The sequence below is a fragment of the Tsukamurella sp. 8F genome (assembly GCF_029167375.1).
Classification (GTDB): Bacteria; Actinomycetota; Actinomycetes; order Mycobacteriales; family Mycobacteriaceae; genus Tsukamurella.
In genome coordinates this window covers 70,377-86,838 of record NZ_JARFTP010000009.1, presented here as the reverse complement: position 1 = coordinate 86,838, position 16,462 = coordinate 70,377, and the positions used below count along the sequence as shown (strand labels likewise).

Below are 16,462 nucleotides of genomic sequence, written 5' to 3'. Positions count from 1 at the left end.
TATGCACTGACCCGGTTCCGGGCACGAGGCGGGATCGGTCGTCCAGGTGTGGGAGCCTCGGAATGCCTGCCGGACAGTGCGATCTGGTCCTGTGCGCGCGGCGTCAGTCTCCGTCGGGCAGGCCGAGACGACGGTAGCGGTCCAGGCGCCTGGTGGCGCGGATGTCGGCGGGAACGAGCGAGAGATCAGCGAGTGCCTCGCTGATCGCGAGACCCACGCGGGTCGCGAACGAGTCCGGCTCGACCGAAGCGTCCGGGCGCTCCGGGATCACGCGATCGACGACGCCGTCCCGCAGCAGGTCCGCTGAGCGGATGCCCTGCAGTTCCGCCATCTCCTCCGCGCGGTCGGGGGTCCTGTGTACGACGGCGCTTGCTCCCTCCGGAGGCAGCGGCGCCAGCCACGCGTGTTGCGCACAGAGCACCCGGTCCGCAGGCAACATCGCGAGCGCTCCGCCTCCGGTGCCCTGGCCCAGTAGGACCGAGATCGTGGGTACGGGTAGCGTCACGAGATCTGCCATGCAGCGCGCGATCTCACCCGCGAGCCCGCCCTCCTCGGCGGCCTGCGAGAGCGCGGCACCCCACGTGTCGATCATCAGGACCAGTGGGAGCCGGAGCTCGGCGGCCAGCCGCATGCCTCGCCTGGCCGAGCGCAGCGCCGCAGGTCCGAGCAGCAGCCGGCCGCCCAGGTCGTCCTGGCCCACGACCACGCACGGATAGCCGCGCAGGCGGGCCAGCGAGAGCAACAGCGAATGATCGGATTCGCCCTGACCCGTGCCGGACAGTGGGACGTGGTCGGTGGCGCAGTGGCGCAACACCGAACGGACGCCGGGGCGCCCTGGAGCACGGCTCGCCTGCACCGACTCCCACGCGGACACGTCCGCAGGGGGCGCGGCGAGCTCGTCGTCGGACACCATGGGCGCGAGCGGATCGGCAGTCGTGTCGCCCGACATGACCCTCAGCGCACGGTGCACCAGCAGCCGCAACACTCGGACCGGCACCACGCCGTCGATCAGGCCGTGCGCGAACAGGTTCTCGGCGGTCTGGACCCCCTCGGGAAAGTCCTCGCCGTGCAGCGTCCGGTATACGCGTGGCCCGAGGAAGCCCACTCGTGCGCCGGGCTCCGCGGCGGTGACGTGCCCGAGCGAGCCCCACGATGCGAAGACACCGCCCATCGTCGGATCCCGTAGGTACACCAGGTACGGCAGCCCCGCCTGCTTGTGCCGCGCGACCGCCGCCGTGATCTTGACCATCTGTAGGAACGCGATCGTGCCCTCCTGCATCCGGGTGCCGCCCGATGCGGGCGTGGCCAGCAGCGGTAGCCGCAGCGCCGTCGCGCGCTCGACTGCGGCCACGACGCGCTCCGCCGACGCGACGCCGACCGAGCCGCCGAGGAAGTCCGCCTCGCACGACACGAGCGCTACACGGACGCCGCGGATCCGGCCTTCGCCGGTGAGCACGGCCTCGTCACGCCCGGTCCGTTCCCGCGCTCGGGCGAGTTCCTCCGCGTACGCGGAGGACGGGTGCACGTCCACGGCGGGGGTGTCCCAGCTGAAGAACGTGCCCCGGTCCAGCACCGTCGTGATCAAGTCCTGAGCCGAGGTCGCCATGGTCTCAGGTTAACCGGCTCATCGTGATCGAGGTTTCGTCAGCGGCCGAGCGCGCGCCGCCAGCTGAGCCGGGCGCCGGCGTGCAGCACCGAGCGACGGTAGATGCGCCCTGCGAGCACCACTGCCACCGCGCAGATCACGATCGCGAGCACGATGGGGAGCACCAGCTGCACTCCTGAAGCGTGCACCGTCGCCACCAGCATCGGCTGCAGCGTCGCGGAGAACGGCGGGATGTACGAGAGCACCTTCACCCACGTGGCGTCGGGGAACTGCACCCCGAAGATCCCGGCATACATCATGCCCATCGACAGGATCGTCAGCGGTGCGCTCGCGGACGCGACCTCCTCCTGGCGGGACACCAGCGATGCGGCTGCGGCATACAGCGTGCCGAAGAACAGGAAGCCCAACACGAACCACACCAGGGACAGGGCTATCACCGAGTACGCGGTCAGCGCGAGGCTCAGCATCCCGAGCGCCTGCGCGGTTATCAGTCCGGCGGCCGCGTATACGACGAGCTGGCCCACAGCGAGCGCGCCGATGCCCAGGATCTTGCCCCACAGAAGGTGCGTCGGGGAGACCGTCGCGAGCAGGATCTCGACCACCCGGGACGCCTTCTCCTCGACCACACCCTGCGCGATCAGCTGTCCCGACACCATGATCGAGGCGGCGAGCAGTGCCACCGCTGCGTATGCGATGACGAGTCGCTGCCCCTGGTCGGCCGGCGGTGGCGCGAGCTCATGCACCGTCAGGGCCGAGGCCTCCGTAGCGTGCTGCAACTGCGATTGCGCCGTCGCGTCGAGTGACGTGGCGATCGCGTGCTGTCGCGCGGCCGCGCCGAAGAGGGCCGTGAGTGTCGGGTCTCCCTCCTTGTCGAAGTAGGCAGTGTAATGCCCGGCGCTCAGTACCAGGGCGCCCTTGACGTCACCGTCCTCGACGTGCCGCTGCGCCTCTTCTGCGGTCGCGAAATGCCGGAGGTCATAGGACTTCCCGGTGGACTCGCCCGCTACCTGGATCGAGTGGTCCAGTGCCGCATCGCCCCCCGCGACGCCTATCGACGTCTTCTCCGAGCCGCCGGACAGTGCATGTATCAGGATGAGGCCGCCGACGATCACGACCAGCGTGATGGCCGACGTGATGCGGAAGGCCTTGCCGTGCATGCGGGTAGAGATCTCGCGCCGGGCGATCAGCCCGACGGTGCGAGCGGCGCCGGGACGCGCGACCTGGGACTCCTCGGTCGGTGCCGGTTTGGTCTGCTGGGTTGTCATGCGGAAACCACCTCTCGGAAGAGTTCGGTGAGATCGGGTCGCGCGGAAGCGAATTCCCGTACCGGCCCGTATGCGAGAGCCGCGTGCAGGATCGGCTGGGTGTCTGTTCCGTCGGCGAGGGTCAGCACCGTCCGGCCCGGTCGGTAGTCCGCGTGCACGACGCCCGGGACCCGGTCGGCCCAGCCCGACGGAGCATCGGTAGCCACCGTCAGGTGCGCGGCGCCGGTCGCTCGTAGGTCGGCCACGGTGCCCTCGGCGCGCAGCGCGCCGTGCGTGATGATCCCGACCCGGTCGCACAGCCGCTGTACGAGGTCGAGCTGATGGCTGGAGAACAGCACGGGCACACCCTCGCGCGCCTTCTCGCGCAGCACGTCGCTCATGACGTCGACCGCCACCGGGTCGAGCCCGGAGAACGGCTCGTCGAGGATCAGGACGTCGGGGGAGTGGACCAGCGCGGCGGCGAGCTGTACCCGCTGCTGATTGCCGAGGGATAGTGCGTCGACGGTGTCCTCGCGACGGGAACCGACGCCGAGCCGGTCGGTCCACGTTTCGGCTGCGCGCGCGGCAGATGCAGCCGAGAAGCCGTGCAGCCGTGCAAGATAGCGCAGCTGCTCGCCGACCTTCATCTTCGGGTACAGGCCGCGCTCCTCAGGCATGTACCCGATCCGCCGCCGGGTCTCCGCGTCGACGGGATGCCCGGCGATGCGCACCGTGCCGGAGTCGGCGGCCAGCACTCCGACGGCGATGCGCATCGTCGTCGACTTGCCCGCTCCGTTCGATCCGACGAAGCCGTACACCTCGCCGGGGCGGACGGTGAACGTCACGCCGTCGAGTGCCCGTACGCTCCCGTACTGCTTGGACAGGTGGTCGATCTCGAGGCTCATCCGGCCTCTCCCTCCAGATAGGGGTCGGTTTCGGGCGCGTCCTCACGCGCCCATGCGGACAACAGGATCGGGGTTATCGCGCCCAACATGAGCGCGGACAGGACGAGGTAGGCGCCGAGGTACGCGACCGCGCCGCGGTAGGGACCGTCGATCGGTGCGAGTGTGACCAGCACCAGGTAGGGCACGAAGCCGCCGACCCAGAACACGAAGAACCCCACGGAGCGCGCCGCATCGCGTTCGCGTAGTTCGAACTCGTCGAGAGCGGCGCGGGGTGCGTCGGTGACGTCCTCGTTCGCGATCTTCACCAGGGACATCCCGAGCAGCGTGAGCAGCATGAACGCAACGACGCCGATCATCGCCCAGAGCGTGAAGTAGGAAGCGACAGCGGAGGCCCAGGTGGCCACATTGAGTGCCAGGGTGACGGCGACCAGGCGCCGCCGGACCCTGCGGTTGTGCCATCCCGGCAGTATCTTCTGATACTTGGCGCGACGGAGGTCGTACCGCCCGGCACGCCACTGTTCTAGGCGCTGCAGCCTGGATATCATGCAGTGCTCCTTCATTTCTCGGTCTCGTGCGGCTCGGCGGGCCGCATTCGATCGCGGTAGATCTCGGTCGACAGTGGGCCGAGTGGCTTTCGGCCGAACACCGCCTCGACGGGCAGGCCGAACACGTCGGACACGCGGAACGCGAGGTCGAGGCTCGGGTAGTTGTCGCCCCGCTCGAGTGCGCCCACCGACTGAACGTTGATACCGACCAGCTCCGCGAGCTGCGCCCGCGTCATGCTCCGCTCGGCGCGCAGGACGCCGATGCGGTTGTAGATGGGGAGCTTCTCGCCCCTTCGTACCGGACTCACGCATCGAAGTGTTGTGTTTTCCCGTTAATATGTCAAGTCCGACCGTCGAATCGTTATCGGATTCGCCGCACCGAGATCGGAACAGGAACACGCTCGGGTGTCCGCTCGTTGCACTGGGACATGACTGTCCCGAATACGACCCTGAACAACGGCACGACCATTCCGCAGCTGGGCTTCGGCGTCTGGCAGGTGCCGGACGGCGGTGCCCGGACGGCCGTCGCGGAGGCGCTGCGAGTGGGCTACCGCAGCATCGACACCGCCGCGATCTACGGCAACGAGGAGGGCACCGGCCGCGCCATCGCCGAGTCGGGTCTCGCCCGCGAGGACGTCTACCTCACCACCAAGCTGTGGAACGCGGACCAGGGCTACGACTCGACGCTGAAGGCGTTCGATGCGTCGCTCGGCCGACTCGGCACCGACTACGTGGACCTGTATCTGATCCACTGGCAGGTACCTGAGGCCGATCTCTTCGTCGATACCTTCAAGGCCTTCCAGGCGATCCGCGATTCCGGTCGCGTCAGGTCGATCGGAGTCAGTAACTTCACGCTCGACAATCTCGAGCGCCTCATCGATGAGACCGGCGAGGTGCCGGCGCTGCACCAGATCGAGTTGCACCCGCGGTTCACGCAGAGCGAGCTGCGCGCTTTCCATAACCGGGTCGGCATCGCGACCGAGGCGTGGTCGCCGCTGGGATCGGGAGCGATCCTCGACGACCCGACCATCGCAGAGGTCGCGAAGGCGCACGGCGTAAGCCCCGCGCAGGCGATTCTGCGTTGGCACCTGCAACTGGGCAATGTGGTCATCCCCAAGTCGGTGACCCCTTCGCGTATCGCGGAGAACTTCGACGTGTTCGGCTTCGAGCTCACCGACGACGAGGTCACGCGGCTGACCGACCTCGACTCGCCGGACGGCCGCACGGGCCCGAACCCCGCGGAGTTCAACCTCAGGTAGCTCCCGGCTCTGGTAAGCCTCACCACACCGCCGTACGATCCCCGGCATGACGATGCCGGATCGCCGCCTGTTCCGCTGCTGCGCTCTGGCGCTCGTCGCCACCGCGGCGGTGGCGGCGTGCGGCCGGTCCGTTCCCGACGATGCCGCGGCTCCTCGGGCCGCGGGGTCGGGCTTCCCGGTGACGGTGACCTCATCGGCGGGTTCGGTGACGATCGAGCACCCGCCGCAGCGGATAGTCGCGCTCACCGATGCGGGTTTCGAGAACGTGCTGGCGTTCGGTGAGCAGCCGGTCGCCGCGAGCGTGAAGTACCTGGACGCACTGCCGTATCTCGCCGACCACAGGAACGACAAGGCGATCGACCCCTCGCTGGGCGACTATATGACCGTCGGCGTCGAGGTCGAGGCGGTTGCGGCCCACAAGCCGGATCTCATCATCGCGCCCGCGTGGGTCAACCTCATGAAGTTCAAGGACCAGCTGAGCCGCATAGCCCCGACGCTGTTCTTCGATGCGCTCGGCAGTGCGCCGGACTGGCGCGAAGGTGTCGAGCAGGTTGGTGCCGCGCTCGGGAAGTCTGGCCGCGCAAAGGAGCTCGTGGCCGCCGCCGAGGAGAAGTATCGCGCGCTCGCGAGCAGGCATCCGGGACTTGCGCGTACCACGTATTCGTTCGGGCTCGCCCGCAGCGGCGCCGTCACGCTCGGCACGGGTGGTGCGGTCTTGCGGCTGTCGGGGCTGAAGCCCGCGGCCGACCAGGAGGAGGTCGAGAGGACCAGGAAGGTGACGACGTATTCCGCAGAGACGGTCACCGATATCGACGGCCGAGTGGTGCTGCTGATGGCTCGGCCGCAGGCCGAGCGGTCGGTGTTCGAGGCGATGCCCGTGTGGTCGGCGATCGCGCCCCGAGTCGTGTGGCTGTCGGACGCCCAGGGTGAGGCGATCAACAACGCCGGCTATCTGGGCAAAGCGTGGCTGCCGGGGTCGCTCGACGCCGAACTCGGTCGAGTGGCCCAGGGCTGAGCTCTCACCTGAGACGGACTATCCGGGCATCTCGGTGCCCCAACTCTTCCCGAAACGGAAGTATCGCGCTACGGTCGCCCGGATCACGACAGGCGATTCGAGGAGGCTGGTTTGCCACCACTGGCGGAGATATACGACGAGGTGCTGCAACGGAACCCGGGGGAGACCGAGTTCCATCAGGCGGCGGGCGAGGTCCTCGACAGTCTCGAACCGGTGGTGGTCAAGCACCCGGAGTACGTCGATGCGGCCGTCATCCGCCGGATGTGCGAACCCGAGCGGCAGATCATCTTCCGAGTGCCGTGGGTGGACGACGCCGGCGAGGTGCAGATCAATCGCGGAATGCGCGTCGAGTTCAACTCGGCGCTCGGCCCGTACAAGGGCGGGTTGCGCTTCCACCCGTCGGTGTACCTCGGGATCGTGAAGTTCCTGGGATTCGAGCAGATCTTCAAGAACTCCCTCACGGGTCTGCCGATCGGCGGCGGGAAGGGCGGTTCCGACTTCGATCCCAAGGGCCGCTCCGACGCCGAGATCATGCGCTTCTGCCAGTCCTTCATGACGGAGTTGTACCGGCACATCGGCGAGTACACCGACGTGCCGGCCGGCGACATCGGCGTCGGCGGGCGCGAGATCGGTTATCTGTTCGGCCAGTACAAGCGGATCACCAACCGCTACGAGTCCGGCGTACTCACGGGCAAGGGGCTGACCTGGGGTGGCTCGCAGGTACGTACTGAAGCCACGGGCTACGGCGTCGTGTACTTCGTCGAGGAGATGCTGCGCACCCGCGGGCAGTCGCTGGACGGTCGCCGTGTCGTCGTGTCCGGCTCGGGCAACGTGGCGATCCACGCGATAGAGAAGGCCCAGCAACTCGGTGGCACCGTGGTCGCGTGTTCCGACTCGGGAGGCTACGTGGTCGACGAGACCGGCATCGACCTCGAGCTGCTGCGCGAGATCAAGGAGGTCCAGCGCGGCCGCCTCACCGCCTATGCCGACAAGCGCGGCGTCGAGTTCGTCGGCGCCGGATCGGTGTGGGATGTGCCCTGTCACATCGCGCTGCCGTGTGCCACGCAGAACGAACTGGGCGAGAAGGCGGCGCAGCGGCTCGTCGCGAACGGAGTCGTCGCAGTCGGCGAGGGCGCCAACATGCCGTGTACTCCCGAGGCCGCCCGGGTGCTCACGGGCGCCGGCGTCGCATTCGGTCCCGGCAAGGCCGCGAACGCGGGCGGCGTCGCGACCAGCGCACTAGAGATGCAGCAGAACGCTTCTCGCGACTCTTGGAGCTTCGAGTACACCGAGCAACGGCTCGCCGAGATCATGCGCGGCATCCATGCTCGCTGTCTGGAGACCGCCGACGAGTACGGCCGGCCGGGTGATTATGTCGCGGGGGCCAACATCGCCGGCTTCATCCGCGTCGCGAACGCCATGCTGGCCCTGGGCGTCATCTGATCCCGTCACGAACCGAGGCCTGAGAGCGCCTATCCCGCTATATGACGGGATAGGCGCTCTCAGACCCCGGTTCGTGACGGTGCTACCCGGTGACCAGCGCCGCGATGGCGCGGGCGGCCTCCCTGCCGGCGCGGTTGGCACCGATGGTGGACGCGGAAGGTCCGTAGCCCAGCAGGTGCAGGCGCGGCTCGCCCGCGACCTCGGTGGCGAGACGACCCGTCATCCGGATCCCACCGCCCGGCGATCGCAGACCCAGAGGTGCCAGATGGTCCATCGAGTAGCGGAATCCGGTGCACCACAGGACGACATCGACTCGGCGGCGCGTGTCGTCGGCGAGCACTACGCCGTCGGGCTCCATGGCCGCGAACATCGGGTTCCAGGCAAGGATCCCGGCGTCGCGCGCCGCGCGCATCGGCGGTGTGAGCGGCAGCCCCGTCACCGACACCACCGACCCGGGCGGCAGTCCGGCACGCACCCGCTCATCGACGCGCGCGACGGCACGCCTGCCCTTATCCGGATCGAAAGGCCCTTCGTCCCACTGGGGTTCGCGACGCGAGAACCAGACGGTGTCGGTCACGGCAGAGATCTCGATGAGCAGTTGCACGGCGCTGATGCCTGCGCCGACCACCGCGACGGTCTTTCCCGCGAACGGCTCGGCCGTCCGGTACTCATGCGCGTGCAGTTGGAGGCCGCGGAACGAGCCGCTGCCCCGCACGGTCGGCCAGAAGGGACGGTCCCAAGTCCCCGTGCAATTGATAACCGCAGCGGGCCGCAGGGTGAATTCTTCCCCGCCTTCTATGAATGCCACGCCGTAGGGGTGATCCGGATCGGACGTGCGGGTCACCGTCGATACATGCGCCGGACGCCGCACCGGCAGCGAGAAGCGGTCCTCGTAGGCCCCGAAGTAGGCCGCGACTCCGTCGGCGGCGGGGATGTCGTCGCAATCGGATCCGAGTGCCTCCTGCAGGCCCCATCCGGGCAGGTCGTGGACGCGATTGGCCGCCCGAAGCGTGAGGGACGGCCAGCGGCGGCTCCACGCACCGCCGGGGCCCGGATAGTGGTCGAGGAGCACGTAGTCCTCCACCCCGAACCGCGGCAGGAAGTACCCCGCCGACAACCCCGCCTGTCCCGCTCCGACCACGACGACCTGTGTCACGCCAGTAGCGTAGATTGCGCCTCATGATCGGTTACACACGTGAGGACCGGCTGGCGGTCATCGAGTTCCAGCGCCCCGAGGCGCGGAATGCGTTGAATCCCGAGTTGATGGAGGGGCTGGTCGAGGCGTTCGACCGTGCGGAAGCAGACGACGTGTTCGTCATCGTGCTCACCGGCCAGGGCAGCGCGTTCTGCGCCGGGGCGGACCTGCGGTCGGGAGCGGTGCTGGACAAGGGTTTCATGGAGGGGGTCATCCGCTTCTACGCGCGCGCCGAGCGGATGAAGCAGATAGTGGTCGCCGCGCTCAACGGCCCGGCCGTCGGCGCGGGTGTGCAGATGGCGATGATGGCGGACCTGCGAGTACTCGACCCCAGCGCATCGATCGCCATCCCCGCTGCCAAACTCGGCGTGACCATCGACAAGTGGACGCTGCGGCGGCTGGAGAACCTCGTCGGGGGCGGGCACGCGCGGAGCGTGCTCATGGCGGCGAAGAAACTCGAGGCGCCGCTACTCGAGCAACTCGGATTCGCGAACATGATCGGGGACACCGAGGCCGCGATCGAGTACGCGCGCGGGCTGACGAAGATGGCGCCCTTGTCGCTACAGAACTACAAGGCGCTGTTCAAGAACGACTATGCACGTGAGCAGATGAGCGCAGTCGAGGCGGACCGCCTGCACGCCGTATGGGACTCCGAGGATCTCAAAGAGGCTCTCGCGGCCCGCTTCGAGAAGCGCGAGCCCGTGTTCAAGGGCAAGTGATGTCGACGCAGATGTGCGGGCATCGGGTGCCCGTCCGGACCGCGGCGGCCGGGCTCGCCGTGGGCGCCGCCGCGGGTGCCGCCGGGCTGTCCGTTGCGCGGGCATCGCGGGGGCTCAAGCGCTCGATGGGAGCCAAGGCCGTACGCGAATTCACCAATACCGACCCCGACACGCCGCACGAGCGTTTCGGGGTCGGCAAGGTCCTGCGTGGCTTCGTCGCGCGCTCCCGACGGGGCCGCCCGCACCGGCCCATCCCTCTCGCGGCGTCCATCGCGCCCGTCGAGGCGTCCGAGCTGGCGGTCACCTGGTACGGGCACTCCTCGGTATTGATCGAGGTCGACGGGTACCGCGTGCTTGCGGATCCGGTGTGGGGAGAGCGCGTCAGTCCGTCGCCGACGATCGGGCCCAGCCGGCTACATCCGGTCCCCGTCGCGCTCGAGGCGATACCACGCGTCGACGCAGTGGTGATCAGCCATGACCACTACGACCACCTGGACCTGCCCACGATCGAGGCCCTCACCCGCGATCAGGACATGCCGTTCCTCGTGCCCATCGGCGTGGGCGAGCACTTGCGGTCGTGGGGCGTGCCGGACGACCGGATCGTCGAGCGGGACTGGGATCAGGCCCACAGGATCGGCGACCTCGAGATCGTGTGCACCGAGGCGCGCCACTTCTCGGGCCGGGGACTCTCGCGAAACAGCACGCAGTGGGCGTCGTGGTCGATAGTGGGGCCGCGGCACTCGGTGTTCTTCGGCGGTGACACGGGCTTCACGGAGCGGTTCAAGCTGGTGGGCGATGCCTTCGGGCCGTTCGACCTCACGCTCGTACCCATCGGTGCGTACGACGAGCTCTGGCCCGATGTGCACACGACGCCCGAGCAGGCCGTAGAGATCCACCGGATGATCGCGAAGCCGGACGCGGCGCTGGTGCCGATCCATTGGGCCACATTCAACCTCGCCTTCCACGACTGGGCCGAGCCGGTCGAGCGGCTGCTGGCCGCCGCCGACGAGGCCGGAATCGAGACCTTCGTGCCGAAACCGGGCGGTCGGGTCGACATCGTGAGACAGCCACGCGGCGGTATACGTCGCGATAAGTGGTGGATCACCGTAGCCTGAAGTTCATGGATTTCAAGAATCTGGCCGATAAGGCGAAGCAGGCACTGGGCAAGAACCCGAAGATCATCGACAAGGCCGGCGATATCGTCGACAAGAAGACCGGCGGCAAGTACTCCGGTGGCGTCGACAAGGCACAGGACGCCGCGCGCAAGTGGTCCGGCGGGCAGGGACCGGCGAACCAGGGCCCGCAGAACCAGGGTGGAGAGGGCCAGGCACCGGAAGGCCAGCCTGGCCAGTAGCGGATATGACCATCGGCGCGGCTTTGTAAGCTGACCCACAAGAGTCGCCAGCGAGAGGAAGCCGATGGGTCGCCATCAAGCCGCGCACGCCACTCCGGTCGCCCAGCGGGGCGGCCGCCGCGCGTGGTGGACGGTCCTCGCGCTGGCGCTGGCAGTGCTGCTCGTCGTCGGTCTGTGGCGTGTCTTCGCCACCGCCGGCGGCGGGCACTGCTCATCCTCGTCGAAGGTCACGGTGGCTGTCGACGATGCTCTGAAGCCGGTCGCCGAACAGCGCGCGGCGGCCGCATCGGATTCGTGCACGACCTACTCGGTGGAGTCCGCAGCAGACGCTTCGATGCCGGCACGCCTCGCGGGCGGCGGCACGACCCCCGATCTCTGGCTGGCGCCGTCTGATGCCCGAGTCGCAGAGGTGAGCTCACAGGTGGGTCGCGACCTCCCGGCGACGACGGTTGCCACGTCGCCGATCGTTCTCGCCGGCGCTCAGAAGCCGGCTCCCAAGAACTGGCTCGACGCGCTCGGCTCGCCTGATCTGCGTTCATTGCCTAAGGATTCGCCGTTCGCCGATGCCCCGCTCGTCGCGGCTGTGGCCGAGGCCGGGAGCAAGAGCGGTGATGAACAGGCGCTCACAGGCGCACTCACCCGCTACGCGCAGGCTGTGCAGCCTGTCTCCGGCAGCGGTGATCCTGTGAAGGCGGCCAAGGACTCCGGCGCAACGGTCGTCGTGCCGGAGTACGCGTACCTGCAGGCTAAGAAGGCCGATTCCGCGGTCGCCGCCGCCGTGCCGGGTAGCGGCACGGCCCTCGACCGGGTCCAGCTCGTCGTGACCGCCACAGGCGACCGCCGCACGGACGTGACGCCCGCGGGGGAGAAGCTTGCGGGCGCATTCACGTCTTCCGACGGTGCCCGCGCGCTGAAGTCCGCCGGTTTGCGCCCGGACGGATCGGATGCAGGCAAGGGCGGCCCGGACGGCGGCGTCGGCGACGTCGAGTTGCTGCCCGAACCCGATGCGGCGAAGCTGAAAGCCGGCGCGAAAGCGCTCGCGGCCGTTGCGATCCCGCTCAAGACCATCGTCGTGGTGGACATCTCGGGATCGATGGGGTTCGCGTCCGGCGACACCACCCGCATCGGGATGACGGTGTCCGGATTCGACAGAGTGGTCTCCATGATCTCCGACACGAACAGCATCGGCCTGTGGGCGTTCTCCCTGTCCTCCTCGGGTCAGAACTGGGTCTCCCTCGCGCCGACCGAACCGCTCGGGCAGAAGGACGGCTCCGCCAGCCACCGCCAAACGCTGATCGACGCCGCGAACACACTGCCCAAGCGGGTCAAGGGAGGAACCGGGCTGTACTCGACCGCGCTCGCCGCGTATAAGCAGGCCCAGGGGCAGTTCGATCCCGCCTACTCCAACTCCGTGATCCTGCTGACCGACGGCACCGACGAGGACCCGGGCGGCATGAGCCTGGATTCGCTGGTGTCCCAATTGAAGTCGATCGCCGATCCGGCGAGGCCGATCATGATCAACACCGTCGGGATCTCACAGGACGCCGACATGAACGCGATCACCAGGATCGCCGAGGCCACAGGCGGCAACGCGTTGCGCGCGAATTCGCAGCAGGACCTGCTGGCCGACTTCGTCACCGCCGTCGGGAAGCGCACGACGAAGTAGCCCACTGCGCGCCGTGCCGCTACGTCACGATTTATCACGACTCGCCCGGACATGTCGGGGTCCGAGTGCGTGAACGATTCGTGACTGATCGTTTGCATTCGATACGGTCATGGATATGTCCAAGTTCGAACAAAACGCGGACGCGCAGCTGGCACACGGCTGGGGTTCGGCGTACGTAGCCAGCTCCCGGCGTCGGGTGTTGGCCGGTCTGCTCCGTCGCAAGCCTCCGCTTACCGAGGAGTCGATCACCGTCGTCGACCAGCCGATGCTGAAACGGGCGATCACGGCCGCGGCTCTTGGAAACATGATGGAGTGGTTCGACTTCGGCGTCTACGGATACCTGGCGACCACCCTCGGCAAGGTGTTCTACCCGGACGCCTCCGGTGCGGCGCAGCTGCTCGCGACGTTCGCGACGTTCGCGGCGGCCTTCGTGGTGCGGCCTCTCGGCGGGCTGTTCTTCGGGCCCCTCGGCGACCGCATCGGACGCCAGAAGGTACTGGCGGCCACCATGATCCTGATGGCCGTCGGCACGTTCTGCGTGGGCCTGATCCCTTCGTACGCGAGTATCGGGCTGTGGGCTCCCGTGCTGCTGCTCCTGGCGCGCCTGCTGCAGGGATTCTCGACCGGCGGTGAGTATGGCGGAGCCACAACGTTCATCGCCGAGTACTCGCCAGACAAGCGGCGCGGATTCCTGGGCAGCTGGCTGGATTTCGGCACATTCATCGGATACTCGATGGGCTCGCTCATGGTCACGATCCTGAACGCGTCGATGTCGGAGGCCGACATGGTCGCCTGGGGTTGGCGGATTCCGTTCTTCATCGCCGGACCGATGGGGCTCATCGGGCTGTACTTGCGGATGAAGCTGGAGGACACGCCGGCGTTCCGCGAGCAGCTGGACGCACACGAGAACAAGGTCCGGGCAGCGGAATCCGCGGGCGGCGAGATCGCGTCGATCTTCACGAAGTTCTGGAAGCCGTTGCTCGTGTGCATCGGTCTGGTGATCCTCTACAACGTCACCAACTACATGATCACCGCCTATCTGCCGACGTACTTCACCGAGGTCGTGCATCGCAGCCAGTTGTCCGCCGACATGCTGGTGCTGGCGTCGATGGTCGTCGTCGTGTTGCTCATCCTCGTTGTGGGGCACATCTCCGATATCGTCGGCCGCCGTGCGGTTTTCGCGTTCGGTGGCATCGTTCAGGTGATCATCGCCGTGCCCTGCTTCTGGCTGTTCGGAATGAGCAACGTCTGGGCGCCCGCGATCGCCTGCGTCGCGTTCGGCATCGTGTTGGCGTGTTTCGCCGCCCCGACCGCCTCGACGCTGCCGGCCCTGTTCCCCACCGCGGTCCGCTACGGCGCATTGTCCATCGGCTTCAACATCGCGGTGTCCGCGTTCGGCGGCACCACGCCGCTGGTCACGTCGGCGCTGGTGACCGCGACCGGCAGCAAGTTGTTCCCGGGCTTCTATCTGATTCTCAGTGGTCTGGTCGGCCTGTGGGCGGTGTGGGCGCTGCGCGAGACCGCGACGCAGCCCCTGGTCGGTTCGCCGCCCCAGGTGGACTCTCCGCAAGAGGCGGCCGAGGTCTACGCGGAGGCGAAAGAGGTCGCGGCCGCGGGGCGCTGACCGGTGGCCCGGCGCCGTTCCTCGATCCCTGGGGACACGGCGACCGTGCGCGGTGCCGTAGACTCCGAACCGCCCGTCCGGTGCTCAGCCGACGGGTGTGTCCGCCCCCGTAGCTCAGGGGATAGAGCAGCCCTCTCCTAAAGGGCAGGTCGCACGTTCGAATCGTGTCGGGGGCACCAGGGTTGACCTGCGGTTTTACGCCGCGTCATCATCCGGTTTATTCGGTAGTGTCCGGCTCTTGTCCGGTCTGAGTGAGTTCGTCCAGGCGTTGAGCCACGAGGTCCACCTCATCGGCGTATAGGTCGCTGTAGGTGTCGGCGGTGACGATGATGGTCGAGTGCCCCATTGTCCGCTGGAGTGTCTTGAGGTCTGCGCCCGCTCGTCGGGCTAGCGATGCATATGTATGTCTGAGACCGTGAAGTGTAAGTAGCTCGGCGTTAGCTTTCGTTTTCGCGTCGTTCCATGAGACTGAACGCCGCCAGTTCGTGGCTCTCAGCATACGCCCTCGAGGGCTAGTGAACACGAGCTCGTCGAGTGCGCGTCCTGTCACGCGGCCCTCGAGCACGGCCTTCACGAGGGCAGGAAGCGGCACTGCTCGCCGGCCGGCCCTGGTTTTCGGTTCGTCGACCACGAGGTGCCCGCCGACATCTACGGCAGCACGTCGCACGTAGATGCGTGATGCCGCCATGTCCACATCTCGAACCCGTAGGGCTACAAGCTCAGACCAGCGCAACCCGCACAACGCCAGTGTCACGACAACGTCGTAGCCGATCCCACCCGGCTCTCCACAGGCAGCTGCCAGGGCATTCACCTGCGCGATCGTGAGGTATTGGTGACGCTCCGGCTGGCGAGCACGGGGTGCCCGCACACCACGGGCGGGGTTCTTTCGGATCCTCCCGTCCTCAACAGCCTGATCGAGCAGCCTGCGGAGCAGATTCAAGCTCTGGCCGGCCGATACCGCGCCCACAGACAGCGATGCCGCCCACCGATCAACATCCGACGTAGTGATGTCACCAACCGCGACCGCGCCCCACCGCGGAAGGACGCGTAGTCGCCAGTGCGACCGTGTGTTCCACCATGTCTTCGCTTTGACATTGCGCTCCTGAGCCACTGCCCAGTGGTGCCACACCTCCGACAGCGGTGTCCGGCCGAGCAAAGGGTTGTACGCCCCATCAGCGCCGGCGAGACGGTCACGATCGCGGGTCGCCTTGAAGGCGAGAGCATCGCGCCGAGTCGGGAACGTGCGCGACGATTCACGACGTCGCCCCTCGTGGTCTACAACCTCGAATCGGACCTGCCACGACACCGAACCGTCACGAGCGACCCTCCTCCGAATCCCTGCGGTCACCAGTTCCGCCCACGTGCGATCCAGCCCCGAGCGAACGCCAGCACGGTTTGCCGCCAACGCATCGAGTCGTTGCACAGCAGACCACGATCCGCAGTCCAGCGCCAGCAGTCGAGAGACGCGTCATCGAGCAACGACGCCGTCACCAAGCCAACCAAATCGTCGCTCACAGCCTCGGGATAGAACACACTCACCAAGTGACGGACCGTCCGCATCAACTCCCCTCGGACAACGGCGCTCCCGCCCGAATCACTACCGTGATTCGGTTGGGCCTGGTCACCGTCAACCGGCCCCGAAGGCTCATCCGAGGGTGCATCGGACGTCCTAGACCGCTCGGTCGTGTCCGACACCGCAACCGATTGTGATTCAGCCAGAGTCGAATAGGCCTCATCAAACGTTCGCCGAGTGAACACGAGCAGAGGTTCAAGGACGATAACGCCATCGGAATGCGATGTGACCTGATACCAACGGCTCAGGCGAGTGGCACCCGTGAGCTTCAGCTCGATGCAACCATCGTCGTCGACTTCGGTCACAGTGGCACT

16 protein-coding genes and 1 tRNA gene are annotated in these 16,462 nt (G+C 67.5%); 9 read left to right on the top strand and 8 right to left on the bottom strand.

Annotated features, from left to right (window positions below; genetic code table 11):
* Positions 1 to 103: 103 nt before the first annotated feature.
* The 5 genes from P0W64_RS09430 to P0W64_RS09410 are packed head-to-tail and all read right to left on the bottom strand — an operon-like array spanning position 104 to position 4,608.
* Positions 104 to 1,606 carry a carboxyl transferase domain-containing protein gene (locus tag P0W64_RS09430; RefSeq protein ID WP_275479835.1) on the bottom strand — a complete coding sequence of 501 codons (1,503 nt, stop codon included), beginning with the start codon at positions 1,604 to 1,606 and terminating at the stop codon, positions 104 to 106.
* Between the two features lie 38 nt (positions 1,607 to 1,644).
* Positions 1,645 to 2,871 (bottom strand): ABC transporter permease, encoded by a 1,227-nt coding sequence (locus P0W64_RS09425; RefSeq protein WP_275479834.1) that lies wholly within the window; start codon positions 2,869 to 2,871, stop codon positions 1,645 to 1,647.
* Positions 2,868 to 3,755 carry an ATP-binding cassette domain-containing protein gene (locus P0W64_RS09420; protein ID WP_275479833.1) on the bottom strand — a complete coding sequence of 296 codons (888 nt, stop codon included), beginning with the start codon at positions 3,753 to 3,755 and terminating at the stop codon, positions 2,868 to 2,870. The genes P0W64_RS09425 and P0W64_RS09420 overlap by 4 nt, the downstream gene beginning before the upstream one ends.
* Positions 3,752 to 4,300: a hypothetical protein gene (locus P0W64_RS09415; protein WP_275479832.1), complete on the bottom strand. Its 549-nt coding sequence runs from the start codon at positions 4,298 to 4,300 to the stop codon at positions 3,752 to 3,754. Before P0W64_RS09415 ends, P0W64_RS09420 begins: the two co-directional genes overlap by 4 nt.
* Before the next feature lie 11 nt (positions 4,301 to 4,311).
* Entirely contained in the window at positions 4,312 to 4,608 is a 297-nt protein-coding gene (locus P0W64_RS09410; protein WP_275479831.1) for a helix-turn-helix transcriptional regulator, read from the bottom strand.
* Positions 4,609 to 4,728: 120 nt separating this feature from the next.
* On the opposite strand from P0W64_RS09410, the gene P0W64_RS09405 reads away from it, so the two are divergent.
* The 3 genes from P0W64_RS09405 to gdhA all read left to right on the top strand — a co-directional run bounded on the left by P0W64_RS09405 (position 4,729) and on the right by gdhA (position 8,017).
* Positions 4,729 to 5,559, top strand: coding sequence for an aldo/keto reductase (locus P0W64_RS09405; RefSeq protein ID WP_275479830.1), 831 nt, complete (start codon positions 4,729 to 4,731; stop codon positions 5,557 to 5,559).
* A gap of 46 nt (positions 5,560 to 5,605) precedes the next feature.
* Entirely contained in the window at positions 5,606 to 6,574 is a 969-nt protein-coding gene (locus tag P0W64_RS09400) for an ABC transporter substrate-binding protein (RefSeq protein ID WP_275479829.1), read from the top strand.
* A gap of 111 nt (positions 6,575 to 6,685) precedes the next feature.
* Positions 6,686 to 8,017, top strand: a complete 1,332-nt coding sequence (gene gdhA, locus P0W64_RS09395) for an NADP-specific glutamate dehydrogenase (RefSeq protein WP_275479828.1) — start codon at positions 6,686 to 6,688, stop codon at positions 8,015 to 8,017.
* 82 nt (positions 8,018 to 8,099) lie between these two features.
* Here the strand turns inward: gdhA and P0W64_RS09390 are convergent, their stop codons facing one another.
* Positions 8,100 to 9,173, bottom strand: a complete 1,074-nt coding sequence (locus P0W64_RS09390; protein WP_275479827.1) for an NAD(P)-binding domain-containing protein — start codon at positions 9,171 to 9,173, stop codon at positions 8,100 to 8,102.
* Positions 9,174 to 9,196: 23 nt separating this feature from the next.
* On the opposite strand from P0W64_RS09390, the gene P0W64_RS09385 reads away from it, so the two are divergent.
* From P0W64_RS09385 to P0W64_RS09360, 6 genes are all read left to right on the top strand, one after another.
* Complete coding sequence (locus P0W64_RS09385; protein WP_275479826.1) at positions 9,197 to 9,931, top strand: enoyl-CoA hydratase; 735 nt, start codon at positions 9,197 to 9,199, stop codon at positions 9,929 to 9,931.
* Positions 9,931 to 11,046, top strand: coding sequence for an MBL fold metallo-hydrolase (locus P0W64_RS09380; RefSeq protein WP_275479825.1), 1,116 nt, complete (start codon positions 9,931 to 9,933; stop codon positions 11,044 to 11,046). Before P0W64_RS09385 ends, P0W64_RS09380 begins: the two co-directional genes overlap by 1 nt.
* Before the next feature lie 5 nt (positions 11,047 to 11,051).
* Positions 11,052 to 11,285 (top strand): antitoxin, encoded by a 234-nt coding sequence (locus P0W64_RS09375; RefSeq protein WP_275479824.1) that lies wholly within the window; start codon positions 11,052 to 11,054, stop codon positions 11,283 to 11,285.
* 64 nt (positions 11,286 to 11,349) lie between these two features.
* Positions 11,350 to 12,951, top strand: coding sequence for a VWA domain-containing protein (locus P0W64_RS09370; protein WP_275479823.1), 1,602 nt, complete (start codon positions 11,350 to 11,352; stop codon positions 12,949 to 12,951).
* A gap of 115 nt (positions 12,952 to 13,066) precedes the next feature.
* The gene (locus P0W64_RS09365; protein WP_275479822.1) at positions 13,067 to 14,575 is read left to right on the top strand and encodes an MFS transporter; all 1,509 of its coding nucleotides are present in this window, start codon (positions 13,067 to 13,069) and stop codon (positions 14,573 to 14,575) included.
* A 103-nt stretch (positions 14,576 to 14,678) separates the two neighbouring features.
* Positions 14,679 to 14,754, top strand: a tRNA-Arg gene (locus P0W64_RS09360).
* A 38-nt stretch (positions 14,755 to 14,792) separates the two neighbouring features.
* Here P0W64_RS09360 and P0W64_RS09355 read toward each other — a convergent pair.
* A complete protein-coding gene (locus P0W64_RS09355) occupies positions 14,793 to 15,923 on the bottom strand; it encodes a site-specific integrase (protein WP_275479821.1) in 1,131 nt (376 codons plus the stop codon).
* Positions 15,920 to 16,453, bottom strand: a complete 534-nt coding sequence (locus tag P0W64_RS09350) for a hypothetical protein (protein WP_275479820.1) — start codon at positions 16,451 to 16,453, stop codon at positions 15,920 to 15,922. The genes P0W64_RS09355 and P0W64_RS09350 overlap by 4 nt, the downstream gene beginning before the upstream one ends.
* Positions 16,454 to 16,462 lie beyond the last annotated feature (9 nt).